We start from the raw sequence: 26,697 nt of genomic DNA, 5'->3' as shown, positions 1-26,697 counted from the left end.
TCATCCAAAAACAAAAAACTCCGTCCCCGAAGGGCGGAGTTTTTTTGTTTTTGGTGAGCTTATTTTGCCATGAGCTGGGCCACTATGGCTTCCAGCTTGGCGATTTTTTCATTTTGCGCTTTCATGGCTTTATCCTGACTTGCCACAAGCGTCTGGAGGTTTGTAATGGTCTTTTGGAGATTTCCCTTTGTCACGGAGGATTCCTTGCCAAGCTTGAAGCTTGCACCCAGACCAACCATGTTTTCACCGTTGCCAAAGGTACCGCTGATGTTTACCATACTCTTTTCATCGGGGCGATAAAAGGCACCGACAGCCAGGGCATTGGCATTGCGATAGTTCCCAAAGCCAGTGGAGAAACTCCACTTGTCGTCAGGATCAAAATCAAGGGGATGAAGGTTTGCCAAGGCCGCTGCACCGGCACCGACACGATTGATTTTCGTATCAAGGCGGCTGATGCGTCCATTCATGCCTTGCTGGACGCTCCACAGCTGGCCGCCGTTCACGGCATCCTTGGAGCCTTCATAGACATCCCCGTCGGCGATATTGGTGATCTTCGTATTGTTCATGTCGATGCCGCCCTCGTTGATGGTCGGGCCGCCGTTATTGATGGTGATGCTGCTTACGCTAAGGTCCTTGCTGAGGGCAACCTTCACATCACTGCCACTGACGCTGGTCTTGATGTTTTCGCCATCGCCCTTGATGCCAAGCTGATTGTCCTTATTGTCCCCAAGGCTTGTCGTATTGCCGTCATCGGCCGTAAGTTTCGTTTCGATGACAGCCGCCTTGCCTGTGTCCGAAGTCGTGCCACTGTCCGTGTTGGTCGTATCCCCCGTGTTCGTCGCATCCTTATACGTCACTTCATCCGAGCCAGAGTTCTCGAAGTTCGTGCTGATTGTCCAGGAGCCGTCGGTACCCTTGACGAGCTTGATGCCGTCGCCGGCAATGAGGTTTGCTGAACCGCCGGCGCTGCCTGCCACCTGTTTCAGCTGGGCCACATTGACCGCATCCGTATCATTGATGCCGGCAGCGACATTCGTAATGCGGCGCGTATCCGTGCCGCTGACACCAACAGACACAGCAGCTAGGGTCGGACGCCAAATATAGCTTGTGTCGGTGGAGTTTGTCTTCGTCGCCGGATTATACCCGGACTGATCCAATCCCGATTCCGAGTCATTCAAAATGGATCCGGCACCCAGAGCCACGCCGCCTTCAGCCTGTACGTTCGCATTGTAGCCAAGGATGGTGGCCTTCGAAGCGGTCAGTTCCATTTCGCTTTCGGCAGAGCCGAGAATCACGGAGTTCTTAACATTTGTCAATTTCCGGTTGTCGCCTATAAGCTGGACCGTACTCGAATCACTGATTGTATTCTTGTACCCGATGGACGTCACATGATCAACATTTTTTGCCGTCACATCAAACCCATTGATCATGTTGAATTCACTTACATCGCTCTGTGTACCAGTAAGCGTGGTATTGACGCCAATCATCATCGAATGCTTTGCGTAATCTGCCGTGTTGCCGCCGCCAATGGCAAGAACCGCTCCACCAGCATCGCTATTTTTTACCGCAGTGGCAAGTTTATCCAACAGGTCGTCTGCCGAATCAGCGCCAGTATTTCCACTAAAGTTGATGTAACTATTGGAATTCGTAATCTTGTTTCCCGCCCCGTAAATGAGTGCCCCATTCGCGTTTTCTGCAATGTTGGCAACGCCGACCATCGTATTGGCAATGCCACTATAGCCGCCATTTCCTTTGGAACGGTTCTGGTTCAAGGACCCAATGAGGACGGACCCCATGTTCTGCGAACCGTAAGAAAGGCTATTAAACCCACCGCTGCCATCAAAGTCTCCGGTATTGATGGAATAGGCACCGACGATGGTCGCCATCATACCTTTGTTGTATGAGTTCGTACCGATGGTCGTCATGTCAATGATATTCGCCGATGTCTTATCAACAGTCGTTCCAGCCATAGTCATCCCCTGCATAGTATGACTGCCGATTTCCACAGAACCCGTACGGGCATAGGCATTGGTGCCGATTGCAATGCCGCCGGGAAGTCGATCTAGTGCATCCGTTCCCTCTTTGGGATCATACTTGTAACTAAAAAAACCACTACTCGTCTTTATCCAAGAATCCTTGTTAAAGCTGAATTCGTATTCCTGCTGTCCCGTTCCGTTGAGGACGTAGGCATTTCGACCGATAGCGATACTGGTTAGGGAATATCCATTGGATTTTACCTGGGCATAATCACCAATCGCTATAGAAGATTTTCCATCGGCGAACGAACTTCTGCCCAACGCCACGGTTCCCTCTGAATTAGCCGTTGAACTAGCACCCAGCGAAACACTGCCGATTCCTATGGCTCGGGACAACGCACCAAAAGCGGCAGCGTTTTCTGCCGTTGCATTTGCGCCATTTCCCACAGCCAAGGCACTTGAAGCACTTGCTTTCGCTTGGTAGCCTTCTGCTACCGAATTAACCCCAGATGCAGTGGCACCGTTTCCTTCTGCTACCGAATTAGCCCCGGACGCAGCGGCACCGTTGCCAATCGCCGTACTTCCCTTTCCCGTCGCTTTCGCAGTTTTTCCAACTGCTGTATCCGTAGCATCCGTTGCTTGTGAATTGGTTCCTTGGGCAACTCCATTTCCGGTACCGGTCGCCGTGTCAGCGGCATAAGCCGTACCAGCAAAAACCATGGCAAGCACGGCAGCGGCGAGCGTTCCCTTGGTTAAAAGGTTCTTGTGTTGTTTCATTGTCATGACTCCTCTCACTGAAAAATGCCCCTTTTGTTGGTCCCATCGGCAGAAATACAAACCGCTTCACGATTTACAGCACAAAAGACCGTATGGATGATAGTCCCTGGATCATTTGGTCCTGAAATTCCATTCATATGGCCGTGGTGATAAATGGTAAGTATGGGTAACCCTTTTCCCCAGTGCTTCATGGTAAAGCCCTTCCCCCATCCGGAGTATGTTTTTTATACCGCTCTCCAAAGCGGCATTCTCACGAACAAGCCATTGTTTTTTATTGATAATTTTAAATGGCTATCGTTTCTTTTTCTCAAAAGAGGCCTTTCTTTAATTGATAGTATATATTAACTTTATGATTTTGTAAATATTACGGATAATTTTAGATTAATCACGGTTAAATTTTATTTTAAATTATATTTATATTTTATATTATATCAATTTGTTTATCACTATTTATTTAAGCTTTTGCGATATTTAATATCATATTTCAGCAAAAAGTTATTCTTAGCTAAAAAAGTAAAGCTGCCTGCGATTCATTGACAGAAAAAGTGTTCCCCGATATGATAGGATGTATCATACATAATGAGTAGGAAAGAAGGATGCACAATGGCTCCCAACAGCCCCTTTGACGAACTGGTGAACCGACACGGAACAAGCTGCCTCAAATATGATTTTGGTCTTGCCCGAAAAGGCCGTACGGACCTTCTTCCCATGTGGGTTGCTGATATGGATTTTGCTCTCCCAAAGGATATCCTCGCTGATTTTCACGCCCGTATCGATCACGGAATCTTTGGTTATACCGACCCTGACGCGGACTACTACAAAGCCTTGGATGGCTGGTTTTCCCGCCACCACGGGTACCACATCAAACCTGAATGGGTGACAGTGGGCTGCGGCGTCGTCTATGGTCTTGCTACAGCCGTCAAGGCCTTTACACGCCCAAATGACGCGATTTTGATTCAGCAGCCGGTCTACTACCCTTTTCGTGAAGTCATTGAAGATAATGGCCGCGTCTTTGTCAATAGCCAGCTTCGTAATGAAGGAGGCCGCTATACGATTGACTTTGACGATGTAGAAAAAAAGATGATCGCCCACAACGTGAAAGCCCTGCTCCTTTGCAGTCCCCATAATCCTGTGGGACGCGTCTGGTCACGAAAAGAGCTGGAACGCCTAGGAGACCTTTGCCTTACCCACCATGTCATCATCCTCTGCGACGAGATCCACTGCGATTTTGTCTATGCGCCCCATCACTTCACAAGTTTCCTGACCCTTGATGAAAAATATCGCAGGAACCTCGCCGTCTTTACATCGCCCAGCAAAACATTCAACGTTGCAGGCTTCCAACCGGGAAATATCATCATCCCTGATGAAACACTCCGCCAAGCGTATCGCCGGGCCAATGCCGCGTCTGGCTACAGTCAGGGCAGCATCATGGGGCAGATTGCCGTAAAAAGCTGCTACACCAAAGGGGACGCCTGGGTAAAGGAACTTGTAGCCTACATCAAGGGCAATATCGACTGGACGAGGGACTTTGTCAAGAAGAACCTTCCTCAAGCAGTCATGACCGATCCCGAAGGCACCTATCTGGTATGGATTGACTTTTCCGGATATGGTCTTTCGAATGAAGGCTTGGAAGAAGCCGTTACGGATAAAGCCAAACTCTGGCTTGACTCGGGAAAGATCTTCGGGCCGGAAACCGCCCAATTCGAGCGCTTCAATATGGCGGCACCGAGGGCTGTGATTGAGGAGGCCTTTGGGAGATTAAAGAAGGCACTGGAAAATTAAATAAAAGGTCAGTCCAAAAATCGGGCTACCCTTTTATTTAATATGCTCTTAATCGGGCGGCCCAAATACACCGATTGATGTTATGATTCCAAAAGACCGCAAGAGACAATCTCTAAGGGTGCGGACCCAAACCGCCCTTCGGAACCGGAGGCCGAATTGATTTTTCAATAACACGGTTCTGCGGTCTGCCTGATATGGTAAATGGTCTGCCTACAGAGAGCCTTGAACCATCGAAAAATGCTCCTTGCTCCCGCTCATATTGTAATGTCGGGGCACCCCCTTCCCACCCGCTTGATGGTCCCCCGCCCCGGCAAAGGGACGGATTGCTGCTGCGCGACCATCGTGTTGTCGGGGGTACGTTTCTTGTCCCTGCAGAAAAAAGAGAGGCCAGTGACGAGTTAGCCCATCCCCCATCATCACAGAAAAAGGCCGCACAGAAATGATTCCATCATTTCTGTGCGGCCTTTTTCTTTTTCTCTTACAGCTTAAAATCGATAACAGCGGAGACGCCGACGCCTTCGACGCGATTCACGTTTGTAATATTGATGTTGTCAATGGGGATGAGGCCTTTGATACGGGCAATCTTACTGAATTTGAATTCAAGCTGGCCCACGGCTTTTACCTTATCCACTTGGGCTTTTGGCCCCACGACCTGGACAGCACCGATGTAGCCGCCCGTCCCCATACTGAGGATGGGCACGACCTTTGTTGCATAGTCCGTACTGACTTCATTTTGGGAAAAAATCTTGTTAATGAAGGTATTGATTTCTCCGCCAAACTGATTGACGAGGTAGCTGATACCGCCGAGTTTCAGAACGGATCCAAAATCAAAAGCCTGAGCCGTCATCACCCCACCGCCAAAGCCAAAAAGGGATGCGGCAAGAACACCTGCAATAAACTGTTTCTTGATCATATTTTGTCCTCCTGCTTCCTGGCAGATATGTTTTCTCTATTGTACCCAAAAGAATTGGACAATGTGTGACAAAAAGAAAAACTGCAAGGAGAGACAATCCCCCTACAGTTCTTTTTTGAAATAGACGGTCACATGCTTTTTCCCAGCAAGCTGTTTTTCTCCCACTTCCGTAAAGCCAAGGTGCCGGTACATCGCCGCAAGCCAAGGATGACTCTTGGCCGTACCAAGGGTCACGGCAGGTGCATGAAGCAGCTTGGTCAAGATTTCTATTTCTACGTAATGAAGGAGTTTAGTGGCGTTTCCTTGATGCGCCTTATCGGGATCCGTAATGAAGTGTCCGATATGGGGCACACCAAAGGGGCCAGGATGGTGCCCCCAAGGCATCCGCAGGGAAATGGCACTCACGAGCTTATGGTCCACAAAAAGACCAAAGGTCGGCTCTTCCTGGAGCCATTGTACGGCCTCTTCCCGCGTTTCATCCATGGCGTCAAAAGAAAGTGGATATGGCCGGTCAGTTGCGTAGCTGCGATGGAGGACGTCAAAATAAGCATCTCCATCGTCTTTAGTCAAGAGGCGGTATTCAACCATAAGGCAGCCTCCTTTTTGGGGTCCATTTCATCGCAGGAAAGGCATTGCGGAGCCAGGAACCGGCTAAGGAACTGACGGGTCCTTTTCTCCTTAGGATGGACGAGGACTTCCTGGGCACTCCCCCGCTCCACAATATAGCCATTTTCCATAAAGACAACTTGATCGGCCACTTCCCTGGCAAAGGCAATCTCGTGAGTCACAATAATCATGGTAATCTTTAATTTTGAGGCAATCTCTCGGATCACAGACAACACTTCTCCCACGATTTCAGGGTCCAGGGCGCTCGTTGGTTCATCAAACAAGATGACCTTAGGATTCATGGCAAGGGCCCGGGCAATGCCAACGCGCTGCTGCTGACCGCCTGAAAGCTGGATGGGATAGGCATTCAGATATTCTGCCATGCCGACCTGCTGCAGGCAGGCAATGGCTTTTTCACGGGCTTCCTTTTTGGCCATTTTCTGGACCGTCACAAGCCCTTCCATCACATTTTGAAGAACGGTCATATTGGAAAAAAGATTGTAGAGCTGAAAAACCATGGCCGTATTGCGGCGGACATGAAGGATTTCCTTTTTGCTGGCGCGTTTCATATCAATGATGGGTTCCTCATCAAGCTGAAGCGTCCCTTTATCAGCGGGTCCCAAAAAATTAATGGTTCTCAAAAAGGTCGTTTTCCCACTCCCAGAAGGGCCTATGATGACTGTCACACTGCCCGTTGGCACCTCAAGGCTGACATCTTTTAGGACCGGGCGTTTCCCATAGCTTTTTTCAACGTGCTCAATGCGGATCATGCTAGATTCCCCTTTCTAAACCGATTGCTTCTAACTTCCATCTTCCCAAAAATAAATTCAAATCCGACGCCCATAAGCCAATAAAGGATTGCTACCGCCATATAGGCTTCAAAGTAGCGCATACTGTCTTCGCTGAACAATTTGGCTGCACCAAAAAGCTCAACTACGGTAATGACAAAGACGATACTTGTACTTTTCATAGTCGAAAGAAACTGATTGGCAAACATGGGCAGGGCCACCGTTACTGCTTGAGGGAAAATGACCCGAAAAAAAGCCTGAAGTCCTGTCATTCCAATGGATTTGGCGGCTTCTTTCTGACCTTCCGGTACTGCTTCATAGGCAGCTCGAAAAATCTCCGTTAAATACGCCCCGGTATGGAGGGTGAGCCCCACGACAGCTACTTGGAGGGCTGTTACTTTTTCCACGGGAAAATGAAATACGCCTTCTTGGTCCATGGCCATAACAAAAATGGGCAGTCCATAATAGACAAGATAGAGCAGGACCATATTCGGCAAGCTACGGCAGATGAGGACATAAAGGGCGGCCAGTTTCTTAAAAAGAGGGACTCTGCGGATTTCAAGAAAAGCGCAGAAAAGGGCCCAGAAAGTGCCTAGACAAACACTGCTGACAGTCAGTCCCAAAGTCACCTTGAGATAGGGAAAAATGTAGACGAGGCCTGAGACAATATAGGATGGATCAAAAAAAGCTGTACTATTCATATTCTCCTCCTATCACGGTCAAGGTGTCTTCTGAAATCCGAAAATGATGTTCAAGGGCCCGTCCCAATAAGGTAAGGGCAAAGATCATCGCCCCATAAAGGATGGCGACATCCACGTATAGTTCCAGATACCGCTGGGAATTTCCGCCCATGAGTTCAGCTTGGCGCATAACATCAACAATGCCTACATTAAAGATCAAGGCCGTGCCTTTAAGGGTGCTGATGACCTCATTCACAAGAGGCGGGATGGAAAGCACAAAAGCCTGAGGAAGGACGATGCGCCGATAAATCTGGGCATCGGTCATTCCTAAACTGGCAGCGGCCTCTTTTTCTCCCGGCTGGATGGCCGCTAAGCTCCCACGCAGGATTTCCGCCCCATAGCCAGCAACGTGGAGTGCAAAGATCACCAAAACAAAGAGCAAGGGCGGCAGGTCCGACACATCCACGCCTGCACCTGAAAGAAGCTGGGGAACACCAAAATAGACAACAAAGAGTTGGACGATAAAGGGAGTACTGCGGATAAAGGAAATAAAGATTCGATAGCCCCCACTTACTATGCGCGATCCCTGATCCTTCCATACGGCCAGAAGGGCTGCCAAAATAAGTCCTGGGACAACGGATAGGAGCGTCACAAAGAGCGTTACGGAAAGGTAGCCGGCCAGTTTGGGCAGCGAGGCAAGCATATAGGCTGAACTGAAATAACTTCCCATTTTTGTTTCACTCCTTTCCTTGGTTCTTTATTTTGGCTGGACGGTGTAGTCCTTGCCAAGGTACTGTTCGGAGAGCTTTTTCAAGGTTCCGTCTGCCTGCATTTCTTTTAGCACCTTATCAATCTTTTGGATGACGGATTCAAACTTAGGATCCTTACGGAACATGAAATAGGTCGGAACAGACTGGAAGACGGGGCCAACAGAAACAACAGGGAGATTCTTGTCCTTTCGGGCCGCAGCCACGACATATTCATATTCTCCTGCGGCATCTGCCCGTCCTGTTGCAACAAGATTCAGGTTTTCTGCAGATCCCTTATCACTGTAAATGGCCTCAATGGCATTGCCATTTTTCTTATTGAGATCGTTGATGAGATCGCGGAACTCAGAATTTGCCGTAAGGGCAACCTTCTTTCCCTTGAGGTCGTCGAGACTCTTGATGTCCGTACGGCCTTCTTTGACAACAAGTTTCCGAGCCGTGTAGTTATTGGGCACATTCGTATAAACGTACTTTCCTTCGCGAGCCGGATTGCGCCGCATTTGGTTGGCGATGGCATCAACTTGTTTGGAGTTCATGGCAACAATGGCAGCATCGACGGCCATTGCCTTGAATTCAAAATGCAGACTCGGATCACGGCGTTCCACTTCCTTAAGGATTTCCACATCATAACCGGTGAGGTTTCCCTTATCGTCCGTATAGGTGAACGGTTTCGCCGTTCCACGGGTGGCCACCACAATCTTTTGAGCCTCTTTATGGGGGACATTCCCTTCTTTTTTATCATTTCCGCAGCCGGCCAAGGCAACGACAGCAGCGACAACGGTCAAAACAGCCGTCCATTTTTTCACGCGGTTTATCTTCATCATACTTCCTCCCCTGATTCTACACTTAGGAGCGGCCAAAGTGACTCCATGGTCCCCTTGGGCCAATTCCTCGTTTGTTCCATAACTTTTCCGGCCCAGTTTTCATCCTTTGAAAGGGCTAATTTTTCAAATAGGTCTTCCTCTGTAAAGGGTCGATTGGGCGACCCTGGCGGTGCGGATTCCTCTGCCGTGATGACCTTTCCCGATCTTGTCTGGACTGTTACAACAATCCTGCGCACACTTTTGGGGACACGCGGCAAATCACGGCTCCGCTGCATTCTGGGTAAGGCTTTTGTAAAGCTTTCCGGTACCTTTTCCAGATCAAAGAATCGGTCTTCTACGCACCCTTGGGTCAGAACCTGATAAGCGACGTATTCCATGGAAAACTTCCCTTCCATTCCCGTTAGAGGCGCCTCATAGCGAAGGGCTTTATCTGCGCCAGGCGGAAAATGAAAAACAATTTTTTGCAGGTCATCGAGCCGAATACCCTGCTGCCATAGCTTCTTACAAGCAGCTTCCCCACCAATGGCGGCACTGCAGTAAGGATGGGTCTTCATCCATAACCCGGGATCGAGGATCTGCCCTTTATTGAGCCAGTTAGACTCAAAAAATTCAGCACTACCCGTTGGTGCTGAAAAGGTTTTCAGCCATCCCGTTTGGGAATTGAAGGGTGTTTTCCTAGCGGACAGCCCGACAGCGGTTACAAGGTCAAAGGCAAAGACCGCGTTTCTTGCAGCAAAGCCTGAATGAAGGGGTTTTCCATCACTGCCGGCCTGCATCCCCAGACCGCCGGACTGACTGCCGCAGAGGGATAAGAGCTGCGCCGTTTTAGACTCGTCAAGTTGGGCCCATTTAGCTAGGGCGCAGGCGCCGCCCAAAGGGCCCAAGGTTCCTGTGGAATGCCACCCCTGCCATTTATGTTCGGGATTGACAAGACTTCCCAATAGGCCTTCCAATTCAGCGCCCACAACATAGGCGGTCAAGAAGTCTTTGACTGACTGCCGCGGCGCCATAACAGAAAGGAGGACGGAAAAAAGAACGGTACTGAAATGACCGGCAATATTTGATTGGGCATCATCAAGGTCAAGATAATGGGAAGCAAACCCGTTATAAAAGGCCGCAAAAATGGGGTAGCTGGTTCCCTTCTGTCCCACCATAAGACCCTTACCGGCAAACCCCTGGGCCCAGTGTGCCACCGCCTTGACTTTCTGCCTCCCTACCGCCCGATAAAGGGAAGCAAGGTAGTCCAAGAACGCTCTTCTTGCTTCCAGCAAAAGATCGTCCCGATGGGTCAGATCTGTTTCCTTGATGAGCCGGACAATGGTTCCCGTAATGTCATCCATGGTTTCCACCCCTGCCGCTTTTATTTAGCGAATTTTGCCGCCCGGTCATTAGGCTCTTCCCAAATTGACATATCCGGGCCTTTAGGCACAATGCGCGGAAAATCTTCAAAAGGCGTGTGATCTACATAATAAAAACGCTTGCGCATGGAGTCAAAATCCGTATTCTTTCCAAAGGCCGGATGGGAATAAAGATCCTTTGCATAATTCCAAAGATTGGGATAATCCACGAGCCGTTTTTTGTTCACATAATATTTTTGATAGAACACAAGATCGAAACGGGCAAGGGTCACGTAAAGCCGAATATCCGGATCGGTAATGGTATCGCCAAATAGGTAGCGCCGTGAACTAAGACGTTTTTCCAGCCAGTCCAGACGGTCAAAGACTTTATTGTAGTAGAATTCATAATCCTTCTGACTGGTAACAAGGGCTGCCAGGTTGACTGCAAGATTGACGTCAGCATAGATGATGTCATTGAGGGCATCAATATCATCACGCAGGGCTTCTGGATAAAGATCCGGTGCGTCAGGACGGAAGTATTTTTTCCAGGCCGTTTCCAGCTCCGTCGTAAGGTCGTGGTAGTCGTTATTGACAACAGCGCCCGTTGTGACATCAACAATAGCAGGAACGGTGCTGCGCTGATCATAATGAGGATTGCCTTTTCGATAGCATTCCCCCAGGGAATGAACCTTCAAAACAGGGTCAACGCCGTCGGGATCAAGGGTGAAGAACCAATCACCAACAACACCGGCAGGACGCAGGGGATCGACAACCCCCTTGGAAATCACTTGATCAAGACCTAACAGATCGATGGCAATGGCAATCCTATGAGCCCACGGACAATGGCGGGACCAAATGAGACGATACCGTCCCGCTTCCACAGGAAGGAAACCCGGTCCTTCACCAAAGGGCGTCGTAAACTGCGGTTCCTCGTCGTCAGCATATTTTTGGCGACGATTGAAGTTGGAATGGTCCTGTCCATCATATTCCTTTTGAATCGTATGAGCCCGGGGATTACTGGAATGAAACTCGGAAAAATCAATGGGCATGGGTTCATGGCTTTTTTTACCGTAACCTTTTTCCATTCTGCTGCGATTTCAGGATCTTTTGCAAAACTCATCTTATCCGCTCCTTTAATTCCTATATATTTTCTATGTTTTTGGTTATGCCCTATATCATAGCACTTTAGTCTAATTTGTCAATCAAATTTTTTCATAAACTATATTCTTATTATTAATAATCTTAATGATATGATTATAAAGCCGTTTATTGGGATGGCTTGAGATAAACCGTGTTTCTATGCGCTTTATCGCACAAAAAAAGCTTTTCGCATCAGCCAATCAAACTGCCTCTGCGAAAAGCCAACAAATAAAGCATTGATTTCTTATCCTACTGCAAAACTAGTAATTTGCAAGATCCATCTCATGAAAAATCTCCCCGTCAAGGGTTTTCCACGTGACTTTGCTGTCCTTTATGACGAGGTAGCTATGGGGCGAATTCTCTTTGGGTAAGGTCACGGACCCAGGATTGAGAACCCAGTGATCTGTCCCAAAGGGCGTCCAACTAGGCACATGGGTATGGCCATGGAGCAGGATATCACCTGGGCCCAAGGGCGGCAAGGCACTCAGATTATAATGATGGCCATGGGTCACAAAATAGGTCCGTTCCCCTACCATCATGAGGGCATAATCCGCCATGATAGGGAAAGCAAGGACCATTTGATCAACTTCACTGTCGCAATTGCCCCGTACAGCCGATATGGGGCAAGGCGCGTTCGTAAGTAGCGCAATGACTTCCTTAGGGGCATAGCCTTTGGGAAGATCATTGCGGGCCCCATGGTATAGCAGGTCCCCCAACAGAAGCATTCGTTCCGCCTTTTCCCGTGCGGCTGCTGCCATGAGTTTTTTCGTGTAAAAACCCGAACCATGAAGGTCAGACGCTACGATAATCTTCTTCATCCTTCTTCCTCCTCCAGATAATAACGGATCTCGTCGAGGCAGCGAGGAAAGAGCACAATTTCTTCATAGTCAGAAACGATGAATTCCTGCCGGCCCATGCGCTGACACATGGATTCCAAAGGATCATAATAGCCGCTTACATTGTAGATGAGGCAGGGCGCGGTGCACTTTTTGAGGCGTCTTAGGCTCATGATTTCAGAGATCTCTTCCAAGGTTCCTGGCCCGCCGGGAAGGGCAATGAAGGCTTCGCCCAGGTCGATCATCCGTCTTTTGCGATCTTCCATGGTTTTCACCGTATAAAGCTTTGTGAGCCGGTCATGGACCTTATCCGGGGTCTTCAAAAATTCCGGGATGACCCCAATGACGGGACCTCCCTCGGCAAGCACCGCGTCCGCTACGGCACCCATAAGGCCAATCTTGCCACCTCCATAGATGAGGGTATGGCCATTTGTGCCAATCCAGTGTCCCAGTTCTTTGGCTTTTTCTTGGTAAATGGGATCCGCACCAAACTGGGATCCACAGTAGACGGTGATATTCATAGAAAACTCCTTTGGATAATTGAGGAAAAGGACCCACTCCGCAAGGGGCGTGGATCCAAAGTAATCAGAGAATGCTTAGTTCTGAGTTAAGAAGGTCGGTGACGAACATGTGACCAGGAGCATGCGTAATCATAAACTCAGGTTTTACGGCCATGGCGACGGCTTGAGGCGTTACGCCGCAGGCCCAGAATACAGGAATTTCCCCAGGACCAATGGTGCTTGGTTCCCCAAAATCAGGATGATTGATGTCCTTGATCCCGATGGCGGCAGGGTCCCCCATATGAATGGGAGCGCCATGGACGTTGGGCATACGGCTTGTGACCTGGACGGCACGGATGGCGTCCTTCATCTTCATAGGGCGCATAGAAACAACAGTTGGTCCATGGAAGACGCCGGCGGGGATGCATTCGCGGTTCGTAATATACATGGGAACGTTGTGCCCTTCCGTGATGTGGCGTACTTCAAGGCCCGCGTCAAGGAGCGGTCCTTCAAAGGAAAAGCTGCAGCCGAGAAGAAAGGCGACAAGGTCATCACGCCAATATTGTTCAAGGGTGGCCACTTCTTCTGCCATCTCGCCGTGACGATAGATGCGGTATTTGGGAATGTCATAGCGCAGGTCGGCACCGGGCGCGGCAAGGCGCGGCTCGGGGTTTCCCACTTCCGTTACATCAAGGATGGGGCAAGGTTTGGGATTGCGTGTTGCAAAAAGGAGAAAATCAAAGGCCAGGTCCTTGGGCAAAATGACGAGGTTTGCTTGAGCGTAGCCATTGCAAACGCCAGAAGTCTGACCTGTAAAGCGGCCGGAACGAACAAGCTCACGAAAAGCGGTCGGTTTCATGGTACTGCAGTCCATTGTCATGCCTCCTTTTGCCGTCTAAGCGGCATCCTTGTAAAATATACTTATGCTCCTTTCACTATACCCTATCTTGATGGCTTTGTGAACTCTTTTTTCAGCGGCAAAGGCCGCCGCCCGTAGGCAGCGGCCTTCATTTCAGGAAATGAGTGCGTTCCACTGACGGGCAGGACCCGTCATGCCAGATTTTTTTGAGGAAAAGGAACCTGTTGCTAGAAAGACCATAACGAGGTCCCAGGTACGAAACATCTTTTCTTCTGCCATTTTAATCATGAAGAATCCCTCCCTTTCAGATTGGTTCAAATGAGCTGGGAAGATCAGTTTCCCTTCAAGAAACGGATTTTGATTATTCCTTTCTTGAATGTTTTTCATTATACGCTCCTTTTCGTTCACGTAAAGGCCTTCACAAATCCTTCACAATTTCAATTTGCAAGTTCATTTATATTGTAATTAATTTTACTTAATCTCGAAAAACTTATCACATTTCACCAATTTCTTGAGTTTATTTTCATTTAACCGTTCTATTTTATCAGTAAAAATCCACACGAGATAGGATTTCCTTTTCTCATGTGGAGGGCAATATTTTTTAGGATCTGTATTTTTCTGAACAACAAGCATCCTCAGGCAACGGTCATGGTCACATCCCCTTTGCGTCTTTGAAGGCGCCCCATCTTGTGATAGAGGTAGAACCAGTAGCTTGAAAGGACGGTAAGAAGGATAACCCAGGAAATGGGCCAAGACAAATAAACAAGGGAAACAGGGCAGTTCGGGGCGCCGAGGTAGGCAATCCAGCCCAGGCGGAAGACGCAGGTCGCAAAAAGGTTCACGACCATGGGAGCAACGGAAATCCCGAAGCCGCGGATACTGCCAACGAGGACGTCTGCAATGCCAAAAACAAAATAAGGGGCGGTCACCCACAAAAGCCGTTCTACACCATAAGCGATGACATCAGGGTTGCTGTTAAAAAGGCCAATCATTTCCGGTGCCCAGAGCCGCGCGGCAATGGCCTCCATGATGCCTACACAGGTCACAAGGCTGACACAGATTGTAACAACCCGTTTCACGCGCTCCCATTTACCGGCGCCCAGGTTTTGTCCCACAAAGGTCATGCTCGCCTGATGGAAGGCATTCATGAGGATATACATGACGTTTTCAATGTTGGCCGCGGCGCCGCAAGCTGCTACGACCAGACTGCCATAAGTATTGATAGCGCCTTGGATGACGACGTTGGAAAGACTGAAAAGACAGGCCTGGATGCCCGCAGGAACACCGATACGGCAAAGGTCATAAAGGGCGTTGCGATGGATGGCAAGGCGCCGAACGTCAAAACGCCAGGGCCCTGTTTCCTTGCTAAGGCAGCGAAGGACCAAGAAGGCACTGAGGGCCTCACTAATGATGGTCGCAAGAGCTACACCGGCCACATCAAGCTTCAGGAAAATGACAAAGATGAGGTTCAGCACCACATTCGTCACGCCACTAATGATGAGGAAGAAAAGCGGCCGCTCCGTATCACCAATGGCGCGCAGCGCTGCCGTCCCATAGTTATAGGCCATGAGAAAGAGGGTTCCTGAAAAATAGATACGCATATAAAGGAGCGCTTTATCATAGACATCCGGCGGTGTACTCATCCAGTGCAAGACGTAAGGAATGAAGATGATGGCAACGCTCCCCATGATAAGACCGCCTACAAGGGCAACGGTCATCGCCGTATGAAGGGCATGGGAAATTTCCCGGTCCTTATCTCCGGCGCCAACATAGTTGGCAATGAGGACATTGACGCCAACGGAAATCCCAACCAGCATGTTGATGAAGAGAAAGATGGTTGATGTCGAACTGCCAACGGCAGCAAGGCTGCTATAGCCCGCAAACTGACCGACCACAATGACATCGGCCGCGTTAAAGGCAACCTGCAGAAGGCTTGTCAGCATGACGGGCACACTGAAAAGAAGAATTTTCCCAAGCAGAGGTCCGTGCGTCATATCAAGATTGCGTCTTTTTCTCACAGCCATGTTCCTCCAAGCTTCCATGATTTCCTTATTCTACCATATTGTGTGATTTATTTGTAAACAATTTATGGGGTAAATTGGGCGAAAAGTCGGGTGATGGAGCCTAAGCGGTTAACTAAGGCGCTGCTAGGGCAGCTTGGCTAAAGCGGGCGATATGAAATGAAAGATGACCCTTGGCTAAGACGATTCGCCTGGCTTAGGAGGCTAGGAGGCTGAAAATCGGAGGGGAAAAGACCGTAAGACGTGCATCGAACCTAAAGAAAAAAAATATAAAGAAAGCCTCAAACCGAATCAAGACACGAATTCGGTTTGAGACCTTCTTGTTGGACCAGCAATATTTTTATTTTTAATTAACCTAAAGATGTTTTACAGCATGAAATTAGGAAGCAATTTCTTCTTATTAGCTCTATCTGGTTCTATCTTTTTCCTTAGAGACGGCATATGCTGTTCTTCCTTACCAGGGTGGGAGACCATGAAAGGGTTCATGAATTGAACCCCTTCATGGAGCGATTTTGGTAAGACGTCTACACACGAGAAGGAGCAAGGGGCATTTTTCGATGATTCAAGGCTGTCCGTAGGCACAAGCTCTGCTGGCCAGGCAGACCGCAAAACCGTGTTATCGAAAAATATATTCGGCGCCCTCTCTTGAAGAGGGATGGTTTGGCGCCGTGCGTTGGGCCTTTCAGCTAGTTATCACAGGCAGCTTTAGCCTTCCTGCTTGCAGGTTTAGGCGTCTGCATCAATCCCCTATCACTTTCATTTCTTAACGGTCAAGGTATGGCCGTTTTTATGGATGGTGCCGTGATTGACAAGCTGCGTCACAACGGAGTCTTCTGTCAGGTCCCACACGGCGCCTTTTTCAACGGTCACAGAAAGGGTGCCGTCCGCTTTTGACGCCGCACGATTTTCTTCAATTTGGGTCGAACCCGTAAAAGTGCTTCCCGCCCCCAAAGTGAGGTCCAGTTTGGAAATGGTATCGGTCACAATGCGGCCGGAAAGAGTCTGGTCCTTGGTCGTAATGACAGCATCTCCTCCATTGACACCAGCTTTCCCCCAGCCCCTCGAGGCGCTGTTACCCGAGACACGGATAAGGGCTTTTTGGGCCTCCTCCTGCTTAATGTCCACATGGTCCAGGAAAATACGGCATTTCGTGTTGGTTACATAAATGACATCGCCTTTATGAACCATAAGGGATCCCCCGACCATGGAAAAAGTACTCTTGCCTTCTTCCGCATCGCCGCTCATGGATTGATAGATCATGATTCCCTGCGTATTTTCTTCTTGGATTGTTTTAGGGCCCATCAGGCGCGATTCATCCATGGCGCCTTCCAAACTGCAGTCCGTAAGGGAAATACTATTTTTGCCTTCAATAACGGCCCCTTCAGAATGGGCCGCACGCAAAGCCGCTCCTGTTACGGCAATATCTGCTGTGGAGTAGATGGCCGGGGATCCATGTCCCTTGGTCTCAAACGTGCCGCCAGTAACGCGGACCGTTCCGCCCCCTCGGTCGGAACGAATGGCCGCAGCGGAATCTCCCTCTGTCAAGACCTTTACGTCAACGGCCTTCATGCTGGCTCCGCCTGTTGTCTGAAGACCGCCGGAATTGCGTCCTGTCGTATGGATGGTGACATTTTGTGCCGATACTTTCGTACCTTTGCCGTAGCTAAAAAGGGCGTTGCCATTGGGTGCGTTTGACGTAATGGCTGTATCTTCCACAGTAAGCGCTGCCCCATCCGTTGCCAAAACAGCTGCATTCATGCCGTAGAAGTCGCCGCCTTCCGTAGAAGACGAAGTGCCGCCCAATTTTTCGATTTTGCTGCTTTTTAGCGTGACTGTGGCACCTTTGACGCGCAGGGCATTTTCATTGCTCCCTGTGGAGGTATAGGTCTTTTCCGTAAGGGTTTGCGCCTTAGTTACGGTCACATTCGCAGTTCCCTGCATCACCGTTTGCGGTGGATTGAAGCCGCCCATTCCCCCTTGCGGCGGCATTCCTTGCGGGGGCATTCCATCCGGCGGAGGACTAGGCGGCAGTGGCTGTGAAGAGGCACTGGAAACACGCAGGTCCGTACTTGCCGCTTCACACGCAGCATAAAAAGATGTCCCTAGGGGACTCATAAGAAGGGCCGCCAATACGGCCGCTGTCATTTTTTTCATGGCAATCACCTCGGATTCTATCATAAGGGAATGAAGTGAAGGCGGGATGAAGAACCTTTTTTAGTCAGAGCAAAAATCGCTCTGATTTGTTGAACATACGTGAACCCTTTGCTATAGGACATATTGATCTGAGGCAAGGGGCTCATGGCCTATCGTACAATGGGCCATCTCACGTTTGGGGACAGTTGGTGCCTGGGTGCTTTTCCTCCTAACCACGTGTCGTCACTTCCAGCGCCCAGCTTATCAGGCAAGAGGCTTTTTCAGCCTATGGACCTATACGCAGCCAGCAGCGTTGTCGCCCACAACCTCAATCTCCTCGCTATACACAAATCGTATGCCGTCGTCGATGAAGCCGGGTGCTCTTAGCCGCTGACCACGTCTATGCCCTATTTAAAAAAAGCAAATGGAAATAAAAAATCGTGAGGAAAAAAGCGCAGTCTACGTAACATAAATCACGCCGAGTTAATACAGGGTAGCAAGCGGTCCAGCTGTCACGAGCCTACGGCTCTAGCTATCAAGCTAAAACTTAATTCGCCCTCAAACATGTTCATCGTCATTCCGCTTCGCTCCAAAAGCATCCTTCGAAACTCCGGGCGAATCTGCCTTGTTCCCGCTCGCAAGGAAACGTCGGGCAAAAACCAGTCTCATCATCCACCACCATAAAGGAGGTCATGTCATGATCCCACTTGATGGTTCCCCGCCTTGGTAAGGCGGATTGATGCTGCGCACCGAGCGCTAAGGCAAAACACGTAGGAAAAATGACCAAATGCCGCAATAACTTTTATCGTGCACGTCCCTTGTTAGCACAAAAGAAAATCGTACCGCGATTGTGAAACAATTCCTACGTGTTTTCTGTACTTTTTTAAGAACCCCATGTGCCACCTCTTCCCATTTTTCCAAAAAAAAGCCGTGAAAAAATGAACAAATCATTTTTCACAGCCTCTCCCCATCCCTTATTCTCCAAGGGAACGTCCCATGTCATAGGCTTTTTTTAGGGCCGGGTGACCTTTAATGTCGCCGACACGCGTTACGCCGCCCGCAAAGACGGTGCCTGTAAGGTGCGCTTTGGGAAAGCATTCAATCCAGCCTTCCAGACTTGTGATGGATCTTGACGGCGTCTTTGCTCCCTCTTCCGCAGCGCTTGCAAGAAAATAAATGTCACGGAACTTGTAATCTGACGCAAATAACGGATTGGCCCGGTCAAGAAGGGTCTTTAGCTGACCTGTCAGGCCATAGTAGTAGACAGGAGAAGCAAAGACAATCACATCACTTGCTTTCATTTCTGCCGTAATGGCTTCCGCATCATCATGAAGGATGCAGTGCCGCGTTTCCTGACAGGAAAGACAGCCTTGGCAAAATGCCAGTTGCTTTCCGGCAAGGCTCACTTTTTCCACCTGATATCCCGCTTCTTCCGCGCCTTTTTGAAAGGCATCACAAAGCGTTTCAGAATTTCCCCCTTTGCGAAGGGAACTTGAAATGATGAGGACTTTTTTCGTCATAAGGGCATGCTTCCTTTCTTCTTTTCTTTCAGTATAACGAGAAAGGGACATCCCTTCCAATACTTATGATGTAGGGAATTCCATGCGTAAAAGCTATGATATTTTTTATCAGAACCAAAATCGCTCCGATTCGACGAAAAATGCACGAAAAAGCTCATGCTGCTAAAGCCATAAAGGCACTGCTTTGATGCCGTGAAGCTGGGATGCTGTGAGGCTAAAAGACCAGAAGGGACAACACCGTAAGGCCCTAACGACAGTGTGAAAGCTGTGTTATCAGGAGTATGTTCTGCAAGACGACATCCAAAAGGAGCCGATAAGAATCACTTCTTATCGGCCCCGTGCCTTTTGCTATTTCTTATTTAAAGGTTGCGTCGGCATAAGCCTTCAGTTCGTCCCTAAAGGCTGGATGAGCGACGGAAATCATGGCATAGGCCCTTTCTTTCAAGGTAAGGCCTGTGAGATGGGCCACGCCGTATTCGGTAGCGACATTTTGGATGAGGCCGCGCGGTGCGGAAATGGTACTTCCGGCAGGAATGGAAGCAAGAATATTGGAATGAAGCTGCCCTTTCTTATCTTTGCGGGCCGAATTGATGCAGATATAACCCGCCCCGCCCGGAGAAAGGAAAGCCCCTTCGAGAAAGTCCAGCTGGCCGCCCGTACCGGAAAGCTGGCGGATTCCGACAGATTCAGCATTTTCCTGTCCCATGAGGTCAAGCTGGACACCGCCATTGATACTAATGAAGTTTGACAGTTTTTCCATGTTGCGCGGGTTGTGGATATAGTCCACATCGGCAGGATAGAAAAGATCCGGGCGATCGTTCAGCCACTGATAAAGTTCCGCACTGCCGCTTGCAAGGTTCCATGCGGCAAGACCGGTATTGATTTCCTTCCTGCGACCCGTCAGTTTCCCGGCTTGATAGAGCATCAGGAAGGCATCGCTGATGGTTCCCGTATGGCAGCCCAGATCTTCCTTATCGGATTTTGCGAGCATCTCGGCAATGGTAAAGGGAACCGTTCCCACACCAAGGGACAAGGTGGCGCCATTTGGGATTTCATTGACGACATATTCAGCAATCTTGATGTCCGCTTCCGACGGTGTACGGTACTTGTTGGCAGCAAGCGATGCGTGTTCCCCTTCGACGATGAGATCAGCGTCGTCAAGGCTCACGCGGTGAGAACCATCAACACCCTGAAGAGTCGGCATGTGTTCATTGACTTCAAATATGACGGTCCGGGCTTTTTTCATGATGGTCTTCCAGGCATAGCTGGCAAGACCCAATCCGCAGCAGCCATTTTCATCAGGCTTGGAGACCGGAATGCAGGCGACGTCAACGGTTAGGTATTCACGGTACATCTGCGGCAAAAGGCGAAGCAACATGGGAGCAAAATGGATCTGTCCAGCTGAGAAGTACTTGCGTTCCGCGTTTCCCAAATGCCAGCTGTAGTAATCAAAGCTTTCGTGGTCCGGGTCGCATTCAACGACGGCAATGGATGGCCGGTAGACAAGACCGCCGCGGATCTTGACATCCGTTACGGCCCCCTTTCTTTTAGCAAGGGCGGCATCCATCAGTTCCGGGAAGCCGGAGCCAAAACCAAAATCAACCCAGTCGCCGCTTTTAATGGCTTCTGCCGCTTTGTCAGCGGTCACAACTTTACTGCGATATTTTTCAAGCATAACGATACTCCTTTCAGGAAGTGAATTTACCTTCTTTCATGGATCCATTCAGGATGCCAACGGTCTTCGGCGCTCCGCGTCTTTTGAGGGTGCCCCAAAGCAAAAAGGGCAAAGGCCTCTTCCTTAACAGGAAGGCCAAGGAGTTTTTTTACGGCAAGGGCTCGCTCGCGTCTTGGATAAACGCCCATCAATGTTCCGCCAAGCCCCAGTTCTGCGGTCTTGAGCCAGAGGTTTTCCGCGGCACAGGAGGCATCGATGGGAGCAAATTCAGAAACGATGCAGTCAGTCACATAGGTGATGACAATAAGGACCGGGGCCTTTGCGCCAAATGCCGCGTAGGGGCTGGTATCACAAAGCGCCTGTTGAAGCTTTTTGTCATAAATGACGTAAAAGCGCCAAGGCTGCTGGTTGCACGCCGAAGGCGCCAGCATGGCGGCGCGAAGAAGTGCCATCACCTGACTTTTGGCCACAGGTTCGTCCGTAAATGCCCGGACACTGGTCCGACTCTCAAAAATGTCCATCAAGGTCTCCTTTTTGCTTTTCCCAGATACGCCGCAACTCTAGACAGCATGCTGCCTAGAGTTGCGTGTAAAGAAGGGTTTCAGACGGTCCAAGGATAAGAGGGGGATGGCTTAGACCGTCAGATGGAAGGAAAAACCTGCAATATCACCATCAAGGTAGATAAAGGTAATCTTTCCTTCTTCATTTCTTCGAATGGTATTTTCTTTGAAGGTGATGCCTTTAGAGGCGAGGTCTTTCATGGCCGCCTCAACATCATCGGTCTGGAGAGCAATGTGCCCGTGCGTTCCGATCTGGTTATGCTTCATCACTTCAAAAGCCGTGGAAACAAAGGTATGGGTATCGTTTTCGTGGCCGGTTTCCATGTTGAAGAGATGGCACAAAAGACTGACAAGCTTTTTGGCCTCGGCCTCATTTTCACAATTGATGCCAACATGTTTCAGTCGATAGGTTACTGCCATGGTGGGCATTCCTCCTCATTTGAGCATAGTCATTGGGCCTTGTCATGACAAGGGACTCCCCTATTGTACCATAGGCCGTAAGGAAAGTCCCTGATCAAAATCAATCATGGGTATGGAGGATGGCTCCTTTATCCGCAGAAGATACAAGGGCTGAGTATTTCTTAAGGAGCGGAGACGTTGCCTTCACAACAGGGGTAAAGTGTTTACGCCGCGCGGCCAGTTCCTCGTCAGAAAGATCCACAGTCAGTGAGCGGTTCGGGATATCGATGTGAATGATATCGCCGTCTTCAATAAGGCCAATGGGACCGCCAGCGGCCGCTTCCGGAGAAATATGACCAATGCAGGGCCCACGGGTCGACCCGGAAAAACGCCCGTCTGTAATAAGGGCCGTGCTTTCATCCATGCCGCGTCCCACAAGAAGGGCCGTGACAAGGAACATTTCCCGCATGCCAGGGCCGCCTTTCGGGCCTTCATAGCGCAGGACAATGACTTCGCCAGCATGGATTTCGCCGTTTTCAATGGCCGTAATGGAGTCTTCCATGCTGTTAAAGACGCGGGCCTTGCCCGTGAACTGGTGCATGGACGGTTTGACACCACTGGCCTTGACGACAGCGCCATCAGGAGCCAGGTTGCCATGGAGGATAGCAATGCCGCCCTGCTTGTTTTTCGGTGCCGACCGAGGATAAATGACATCATTTTCCACAAGGGGTTGGGCTTCCAGCACTTCCTTGATGGAGTGACCCGTGACCGTGATCTGGGAATCATCAATCTTATCCTGGATGGCCTTTAGGACGGCAGGAATACCGCCGTTATCATGGAGCACATCCACAGCATAGGCGCCGGACGGACGCAGGTTGCACAGATAGGGTACCTGCCGGCTGATCCGGTCAAAGTCATCAAGGGTGATGTCCGCATGGGCTTCATGGGAAATGGCCATCAGATGCAGGACGGAGTTTGTAGAAGCGCCAAGGGCCATGACAGCCTTGATGCCATTGAGGAAAGCTTCTTTGGTAAGGATCTTATCCGTGGAAAGGCCTTCTTTAACCATCTTTACGATGCGTTTGCCGCTGGCACGGGCAAGGCGCCGTTTTTCCGACGCGACAGCCGGGCAAGTACCCATAAAGGGCAGGGTGAGGCCCAGGACTTCGGCCAAGGCACTCATGGTATTGGCCGTCCCGAACATGGAGCAGGAACCCACCGTCGGAAGCGATGCCATTTCCATCTTGCGAAGTTCATCATAGGTCATCTTGCCGACCTGATATTCACCGACAAATTCGCGCAGGTTGCTCAGGCAGATATTGGTCCTGCCATTGCATTTACCGGCAATCATAGGGCCGCCCGTTACGACAATAGCCGGGATGGACAAGCGGGCTGCCGCCATCATCATCCCCGGTACAATCTTGTCGCAGCTGGCGATGAGCACGACACCGTCAAGCTGGTTGCCTTCGACAACAGCTTCTACGGAGTCGGCAATGATCTCACGGCTCGGCAGGGAGTAGCGCATACCGCAGTGGCCTTGGCAGAGGCCATCGCAAAGGGCAATGGTGTCGAATTCGCGGGGAATCCCGCCGCCTTCAAGGATACCATCGCTTACATCCCGGGCCAGTTCACGGAGATGGATATGGCCAGGGACGAGTTCACTAAAGGAGTTAGCAATCCCAATCATGGGTTTGCGGAAATCATCTTCCTCGAGACCCATGCTGTAAAGCAGTGCCCGGTTTCCGCTGCGCCCCACTCCATTGACAAGGATACCGCTTCGCTCGTCCTTGTAACGCAATTCTTCTTTGTCACTCATGGGGAATCCCTCTTTCTAAGGAAAGGCGCATGCCCTTCCTCTTCCTTTTCTAATTGCTCGATCGCCGCTTGTTTGATCAGCGATTACAGTTCAAGGCCTCGCTTGAAGGCCTTTTGGTTCGATTCTACCACTTTCTTCTTGCCGCCGAAACGGTCTTCGATAGCTTTAAGGCAGCCTTCAGCACCCAAAAGTCCCGTCTTTTTGCTCATGGTTCCCAGGGCAACGAAATTGGCGCTTTGGATACTGCCAAGGGCAATGGCTTCACTGCGATACGGAAAACCGATATGTTCACCTTTGGCGCCCGCCTTTGGCGTAACTTCCTCGCTGTCATAAAAGACGATTGTGTCATCACGGAAAGCGTCAACATAACGGTCGTAGGCAACCTGGGCCAGGCAGAGGATGATATCCGGGGAAGCAACATTCGGATAGCCGATTTCCCCATCGCTTATGATGACATCCGTTTTCGTGAAGGTTCCGCGAGCTTCGGAACCATAGGACGCCGACATAGTTGCGTTCAGGTTTTCTTCATAAAGGGAAGCTGCAAGACCCATGACTTCGCCAACAGAAACAACCCCTTGTCCGCCGACACCACTCAAAACGATTTCTTTTTTCATCTTCAATCCTCAACTTTCTGGGCTTCAATGATCCGGGCATATTCCGTATAGTAATCATCCCGCGGTTCGTTCTTCAGGCAGCCCACAACGAGTTTCCCTTTCAGCTCTTCCGGAGACAGTTTCGCCGCCTGGCTGACGGTGACGCTCTGCTCGTTCATGAGCTTGAGCATGCGGGAAGCTTCACCTAGTTTATTGAATTTCCCATAGTGGGTCGGGCAGGCACTCATGACTTCAATGAGGGAGAACCCTTTGACCTGCATTCCTTCCTTGATGAGCTTGCGGATCATGAGGGGGTTATAGGCCGTGGCACGGCCAACGTAGCTGGCTCCTGCGGCAATGGCAAGCTGGCAGATATCAAAAGCCTGTTCAACATGGCCATAAGGAGAGGTCTGGGTAATGCTGTGGGTCGGCGTCGTGGCGGAATACTGGCCGCCGGTCTGGCCATAGTTATAGTTATTGGAAATGATGGCCGTCACATTGATGTTGCGGCGGGCCGCATGGATGAGGTGGTTGCCGCCGATGGTCGTGCCGTCGCCGTCACCCATGGTGACAAGGACATTGAGGTTCGGATTGCCAAGGGCAACCCCGGTTGCGGCCGCAAGGGCACGGCCGTGCGTCACGTGCATGCAGTTGATGTCCAGGTAGTCATCAACACGGCCAAAGCAGCCAATCCCGCTGACAAGGGCCATGTCGTGCTTATCCACTTCCAGTTCAGCCATGACAGCGGCAATGGACTGGAGCACAATGCCGTGGCTGCAGCCGGCGCACCAGGTCTGCGGCAATTTATCAAAGAGCATATAATCCTTGTAGGACTTCATTATTCCCGACCTCCTTTAACAGCGCTTACAACTTCCTCCGGGGTGATGAGGACGCCATCGGTGCGGTTTGCTTGAACAACCCTGGCACCATAGTCATTGTATTTGCGGACTTCACCAGCCAGCTGACCCATGTTGAGTTCGGCAACGACAACGGTCTTTGCCTGCTGAAGGGCTTTGCGGATGGCTTTTTCCGGCATGGGCCACACGGTTACAAGCTGCAGCATCCCTGCTTTGACGCCTTCCTTACGGAGCAGATCGACGGCTGTACGGGAGCTGCGGACAGAGCAGCCAAAGGAGATGATGACCGTATCTGCATCTTCCATCTGATATTCACGGGTGATGGTGATATCATCAGTATGATTTTCAATCTTATCAATGAGATAATGGGTTACGCGGTTAATATTTTCCGGCGTCGGTCTGAATTCACCTTTTTCATCATGGGTGGAACCCGTCGTTCTCATAAGGAGGTCTCGGTCTCCGGCACCAACCATGGGAGCGGGCACATCGGAGGAATAGTCATAGGGATGGAAGTCTTTTTGAGCCGTTCCCTTTGCAGGCGCTTTGCGGTCAATGATTTCTTCCGGTTCCGGTTTGCGGATGCGGACCGTTTCACGGAGGTGGCCAATGACTTCATCAGCCAAGAAAATGACCGGCGTGCGATATTTCTCAGCAAGGTTGAACGCCGTAATGGAAAGATCATAGCAATCCTGGACGGAAGACGGAGCCAGGGCAATGATGCTGTGATCCCCATGGGTCCCATAGCGGGCCTGCATGAGGTCCCCTTGGGCCGGTTTCGTGGCAGCCCCCGTCGAAGGACCGCTGCGCTGTACATCATAAACGACGCAGGGCAGTTCACTCATGACAGCAAGGCCGAGGTTTTCCTGCATCAGGGAGAAGCCAGGACCGCTGGTTGCCGTAAAGGCTTTCTTCCCAGCAAGGGAAGCCCCGCACAGGGCAGCCATGGAGCTGATTTCATCTTCCATTTGGATATAGACACCGCCGTGACGGGGCAGTTCCTTGGCAGCTCCCTTAGCGACTTCCGAACTCGGGGAAATCGGATAGCCCGCATAGAAACGAGCACCGGCAGCGATGGCGCCGGCCACCATGGCATCATTGCCTTCCATAAATTTCTTGACAGTTTTTCCCATTTACTTTCCCTCCACATCAATAGCAAAGTCCGGGCAACGCATGGCGCACATCTTGCAGCCAATGCATACGTCAGCACGCGCGGCAACAGGCGGTTTGCCTACTTCCTGATCAAAGACCTGTTTCGGACACAGGGCAGAGCAGATTCCGCATTGCTTGCAGAACTTTGTGTTGATCTTGATGAGAAACTTTCCTTCCATGGTCATCCCT

General features: G+C 50.2%; 25 protein-coding genes. 1 reads left to right on the top strand and 24 read right to left on the bottom strand.

The window, feature by feature from the left end; translation table 11 throughout:
* Window positions 1-59: 59 nt before the first annotated feature.
* Window positions 60-2,753, bottom strand: coding sequence for a YadA-like family protein (locus tag DW817_RS04975; RefSeq protein ID WP_243634069.1), 2,694 nt, complete (start codon window positions 2,751-2,753; stop codon window positions 60-62).
* 603 nt (window positions 2,754-3,356) lie between these two features.
* Between DW817_RS04975 and DW817_RS04970 the strand changes: the two genes are divergently transcribed.
* Window positions 3,357-4,535: a MalY/PatB family protein gene (locus tag DW817_RS04970; RefSeq protein ID WP_120111282.1), complete on the top strand. Its 1,179-nt coding sequence runs from the start codon at window positions 3,357-3,359 to the stop codon at window positions 4,533-4,535.
* 478 nt (window positions 4,536-5,013) lie between these two features.
* Here the strand turns inward: DW817_RS04970 and DW817_RS04965 are convergent, their stop codons facing one another.
* The 23 genes from DW817_RS04965 to DW817_RS04855 all read right to left on the bottom strand — a co-directional run bounded on the left by DW817_RS04965 (window position 5,014) and on the right by DW817_RS04855 (window position 26,693).
* On the bottom strand, window positions 5,014-5,448 hold the full coding sequence (locus DW817_RS04965) for a hypothetical protein (RefSeq protein WP_009015201.1): 435 nt from the start codon (window positions 5,446-5,448) through the stop codon (window positions 5,014-5,016).
* Window positions 5,449-5,550: 102 nt separating this feature from the next.
* Window positions 5,551-6,036, bottom strand: coding sequence for a GNAT family N-acetyltransferase (locus DW817_RS04960; protein ID WP_120111403.1), 486 nt, complete (start codon window positions 6,034-6,036; stop codon window positions 5,551-5,553).
* The gene (locus tag DW817_RS04955) at window positions 6,015-6,824 is read right to left on the bottom strand and encodes an amino acid ABC transporter ATP-binding protein (protein ID WP_009015203.1); all 810 of its coding nucleotides are present in this window, start codon (window positions 6,822-6,824) and stop codon (window positions 6,015-6,017) included. The genes DW817_RS04960 and DW817_RS04955 overlap by 22 nt, the downstream gene beginning before the upstream one ends.
* On the bottom strand, window positions 6,821-7,543 hold the full coding sequence (locus DW817_RS04950) for an amino acid ABC transporter permease (protein WP_120111279.1): 723 nt from the start codon (window positions 7,541-7,543) through the stop codon (window positions 6,821-6,823). The genes DW817_RS04955 and DW817_RS04950 overlap by 4 nt, the downstream gene beginning before the upstream one ends.
* Window positions 7,536-8,252, bottom strand: a complete 717-nt coding sequence (locus DW817_RS04945; protein WP_026385385.1) for an amino acid ABC transporter permease — start codon at window positions 8,250-8,252, stop codon at window positions 7,536-7,538. Before DW817_RS04945 ends, DW817_RS04950 begins: the two co-directional genes overlap by 8 nt.
* A gap of 27 nt (window positions 8,253-8,279) precedes the next feature.
* The gene (locus tag DW817_RS04940) at window positions 8,280-9,113 is read right to left on the bottom strand and encodes a transporter substrate-binding domain-containing protein (RefSeq protein WP_243634068.1); all 834 of its coding nucleotides are present in this window, start codon (window positions 9,111-9,113) and stop codon (window positions 8,280-8,282) included.
* The gene (locus tag DW817_RS04935; protein ID WP_120111273.1) at window positions 9,110-10,453 is read right to left on the bottom strand and encodes an MmgE/PrpD family protein; all 1,344 of its coding nucleotides are present in this window, start codon (window positions 10,451-10,453) and stop codon (window positions 9,110-9,112) included. Before DW817_RS04935 ends, DW817_RS04940 begins: the two co-directional genes overlap by 4 nt.
* Before the next feature lie 20 nt (window positions 10,454-10,473).
* Window positions 10,474-11,499: a glutathione S-transferase family protein gene (locus DW817_RS04930; RefSeq protein ID WP_371414502.1), complete on the bottom strand. Its 1,026-nt coding sequence runs from the start codon at window positions 11,497-11,499 to the stop codon at window positions 10,474-10,476.
* Between the two features lie 351 nt (window positions 11,500-11,850).
* Window positions 11,851-12,408, bottom strand: a complete 558-nt coding sequence (gene yfcE / locus DW817_RS04925; protein ID WP_120111265.1) for a phosphodiesterase — start codon at window positions 12,406-12,408, stop codon at window positions 11,851-11,853.
* Complete coding sequence (locus DW817_RS04920; protein ID WP_009015210.1) at window positions 12,405-12,947, bottom strand: TIGR00730 family Rossman fold protein; 543 nt, start codon at window positions 12,945-12,947, stop codon at window positions 12,405-12,407. The genes yfcE and DW817_RS04920 overlap by 4 nt, the downstream gene beginning before the upstream one ends.
* Window positions 12,948-13,011: 64 nt before the next feature.
* Complete coding sequence (locus DW817_RS04915; RefSeq protein ID WP_016459460.1) at window positions 13,012-13,800, bottom strand: putative hydro-lyase; 789 nt, start codon at window positions 13,798-13,800, stop codon at window positions 13,012-13,014.
* Window positions 13,801-13,938: 138 nt separating this feature from the next.
* Window positions 13,939-14,073, bottom strand: coding sequence for a hypothetical protein (locus DW817_RS10940; protein WP_021736494.1), 135 nt, complete (start codon window positions 14,071-14,073; stop codon window positions 13,939-13,941).
* Window positions 14,074-14,420: 347 nt separating this feature from the next.
* Window positions 14,421-15,809: an MATE family efflux transporter gene (locus DW817_RS04905; RefSeq protein ID WP_009015213.1), complete on the bottom strand. Its 1,389-nt coding sequence runs from the start codon at window positions 15,807-15,809 to the stop codon at window positions 14,421-14,423.
* Window positions 15,810-16,562: 753 nt separating this feature from the next.
* Window positions 16,563-17,960, bottom strand: a complete 1,398-nt coding sequence (locus DW817_RS04900; protein WP_120111261.1) for a hypothetical protein — start codon at window positions 17,958-17,960, stop codon at window positions 16,563-16,565.
* A gap of 953 nt (window positions 17,961-18,913) precedes the next feature.
* Window positions 18,914-19,459 carry a flavodoxin family protein gene (locus DW817_RS04895; protein WP_009015215.1) on the bottom strand — a complete coding sequence of 182 codons (546 nt, stop codon included), beginning with the start codon at window positions 19,457-19,459 and terminating at the stop codon, window positions 18,914-18,916.
* A 355-nt stretch (window positions 19,460-19,814) separates the two neighbouring features.
* Window positions 19,815-21,134, bottom strand: a complete 1,320-nt coding sequence (locus DW817_RS04890; RefSeq protein WP_120111258.1) for an acetyl-CoA hydrolase/transferase family protein — start codon at window positions 21,132-21,134, stop codon at window positions 19,815-19,817.
* A 26-nt stretch (window positions 21,135-21,160) separates the two neighbouring features.
* On the bottom strand, window positions 21,161-21,655 hold the full coding sequence (locus DW817_RS04885; protein ID WP_120111255.1) for a nitroreductase family protein: 495 nt from the start codon (window positions 21,653-21,655) through the stop codon (window positions 21,161-21,163).
* 111 nt (window positions 21,656-21,766) lie between these two features.
* Window positions 21,767-22,114, bottom strand: coding sequence for a VOC family protein (locus DW817_RS04880; protein ID WP_016459454.1), 348 nt, complete (start codon window positions 22,112-22,114; stop codon window positions 21,767-21,769).
* A gap of 100 nt (window positions 22,115-22,214) precedes the next feature.
* Entirely contained in the window at window positions 22,215-23,909 is a 1,695-nt protein-coding gene (gene ilvD / locus DW817_RS04875; protein ID WP_014128704.1) for a dihydroxy-acid dehydratase, read from the bottom strand.
* An 83-nt stretch (window positions 23,910-23,992) separates the two neighbouring features.
* The gene (locus tag DW817_RS04870; RefSeq protein WP_016459453.1) at window positions 23,993-24,523 is read right to left on the bottom strand and encodes a 2-oxoacid:acceptor oxidoreductase family protein; all 531 of its coding nucleotides are present in this window, start codon (window positions 24,521-24,523) and stop codon (window positions 23,993-23,995) included.
* Between the two features lie 2 nt (window positions 24,524-24,525).
* Complete coding sequence (locus DW817_RS04865) at window positions 24,526-25,341, bottom strand: thiamine pyrophosphate-dependent enzyme (RefSeq protein ID WP_009015221.1); 816 nt, start codon at window positions 25,339-25,341, stop codon at window positions 24,526-24,528.
* Window positions 25,341-26,489 (bottom strand): 2-oxoacid:acceptor oxidoreductase subunit alpha, encoded by a 1,149-nt coding sequence (locus tag DW817_RS04860; RefSeq protein ID WP_009015222.1) that lies wholly within the window; start codon window positions 26,487-26,489, stop codon window positions 25,341-25,343. Before DW817_RS04860 ends, DW817_RS04865 begins: the two co-directional genes overlap by 1 nt.
* Complete coding sequence (locus tag DW817_RS04855; RefSeq protein WP_026385389.1) at window positions 26,490-26,693, bottom strand: ferredoxin family protein; 204 nt, start codon at window positions 26,691-26,693, stop codon at window positions 26,490-26,492.
* Window positions 26,694-26,697 lie beyond the last annotated feature (4 nt).

This window comes from Acidaminococcus sp. AM33-14BH (assembly GCF_003603525.1).
GTDB lineage: Bacteria > Bacillota > Negativicutes > Acidaminococcales > Acidaminococcaceae > Acidaminococcus > Acidaminococcus intestini.
This window is presented reverse-complemented; position numbering and strand designations above follow the sequence as displayed.

Bases quoted from the DNA above. Each gene is read 5' to 3' on its own strand.
- DW817_RS04860 (WP_009015222.1), bottom strand. From the start codon at position 26,489: ATGGGAAAAACTGTCAAGAAATTTATGGAAGGCAATGATGCCATGGTG.
- yfcE (WP_120111265.1), bottom strand. From the start codon at position 12,408: ATGAAGAAGATTATCGTAGCGTCTGACCTTCATGGTTCGGGTTTTTAC.
- DW817_RS04895 (WP_009015215.1), bottom strand. From the start codon at position 19,459: ATGACGAAAAAAGTCCTCATCATTTCAAGTTCCCTTCGCAAAGGGGGA.
- ilvD (WP_014128704.1), bottom strand. From the start codon at position 23,909: ATGAGTGACAAAGAAGAATTGCGTTACAAGGACGAGCGAAGCGGTATC.
- DW817_RS04955 (WP_009015203.1), bottom strand. From the start codon at position 6,824: ATGATCCGCATTGAGCACGTTGAAAAAAGCTATGGGAAACGCCCGGTC.
- DW817_RS04915 (WP_016459460.1), bottom strand. From the start codon at position 13,800: ATGGACTGCAGTACCATGAAACCGACCGCTTTTCGTGAGCTTGTTCGT.
- DW817_RS04935 (WP_120111273.1), bottom strand. From the start codon at position 10,453: ATGGATGACATTACGGGAACCATTGTCCGGCTCATCAAGGAAACAGAT.
- DW817_RS04960 (WP_120111403.1), bottom strand. From the start codon at position 6,036: ATGGTTGAATACCGCCTCTTGACTAAAGACGATGGAGATGCTTATTTT.
- DW817_RS04865 (WP_009015221.1), bottom strand. From the start codon at position 25,341: ATGAAGTCCTACAAGGATTATATGCTCTTTGATAAATTGCCGCAGACC.
- DW817_RS10940 (WP_021736494.1), bottom strand. From the start codon at position 14,073: ATGATTAAAATGGCAGAAGAAAAGATGTTTCGTACCTGGGACCTCGTT.
- DW817_RS04970 (WP_120111282.1), top strand. From the start codon at position 3,357: ATGGCTCCCAACAGCCCCTTTGACGAACTGGTGAACCGACACGGAACA.
- DW817_RS04855 (WP_026385389.1), bottom strand. From the start codon at position 26,693: ATGACCATGGAAGGAAAGTTTCTCATCAAGATCAACACAAAGTTCTGC.
- DW817_RS04900 (WP_120111261.1), bottom strand. From the start codon at position 17,960: ATGAAAAAAATGACAGCGGCCGTATTGGCGGCCCTTCTTATGAGTCCC.
- DW817_RS04905 (WP_009015213.1), bottom strand. From the start codon at position 15,809: ATGGCTGTGAGAAAAAGACGCAATCTTGATATGACGCACGGACCTCTG.
- DW817_RS04940 (WP_243634068.1), bottom strand. From the start codon at position 9,113: ATGATGAAGATAAACCGCGTGAAAAAATGGACGGCTGTTTTGACCGTT.
- DW817_RS04880 (WP_016459454.1), bottom strand. From the start codon at position 22,114: ATGGCAGTAACCTATCGACTGAAACATGTTGGCATCAATTGTGAAAAT.
- DW817_RS04870 (WP_016459453.1), bottom strand. From the start codon at position 24,523: ATGAAAAAAGAAATCGTTTTGAGTGGTGTCGGCGGACAAGGGGTTGTT.
- DW817_RS04975 (WP_243634069.1), bottom strand. From the start codon at position 2,753: ATGAAACAACACAAGAACCTTTTAACCAAGGGAACGCTCGCCGCTGCC.
- DW817_RS04950 (WP_120111279.1), bottom strand. From the start codon at position 7,543: ATGAATAGTACAGCTTTTTTTGATCCATCCTATATTGTCTCAGGCCTC.
- DW817_RS04930 (WP_371414502.1), bottom strand. From the start codon at position 11,499: ATGCCCATTGATTTTTCCGAGTTTCATTCCAGTAATCCCCGGGCTCAT.
- DW817_RS04920 (WP_009015210.1), bottom strand. From the start codon at position 12,947: ATGAATATCACCGTCTACTGTGGATCCCAGTTTGGTGCGGATCCCATT.
- DW817_RS04965 (WP_009015201.1), bottom strand. From the start codon at position 5,448: ATGATCAAGAAACAGTTTATTGCAGGTGTTCTTGCCGCATCCCTTTTT.
- DW817_RS04890 (WP_120111258.1), bottom strand. From the start codon at position 21,134: ATGCTTGAAAAATATCGCAGTAAAGTTGTGACCGCTGACAAAGCGGCA.
- DW817_RS04885 (WP_120111255.1), bottom strand. From the start codon at position 21,655: ATGGACATTTTTGAGAGTCGGACCAGTGTCCGGGCATTTACGGACGAA.
- DW817_RS04945 (WP_026385385.1), bottom strand. From the start codon at position 8,252: ATGGGAAGTTATTTCAGTTCAGCCTATATGCTTGCCTCGCTGCCCAAA.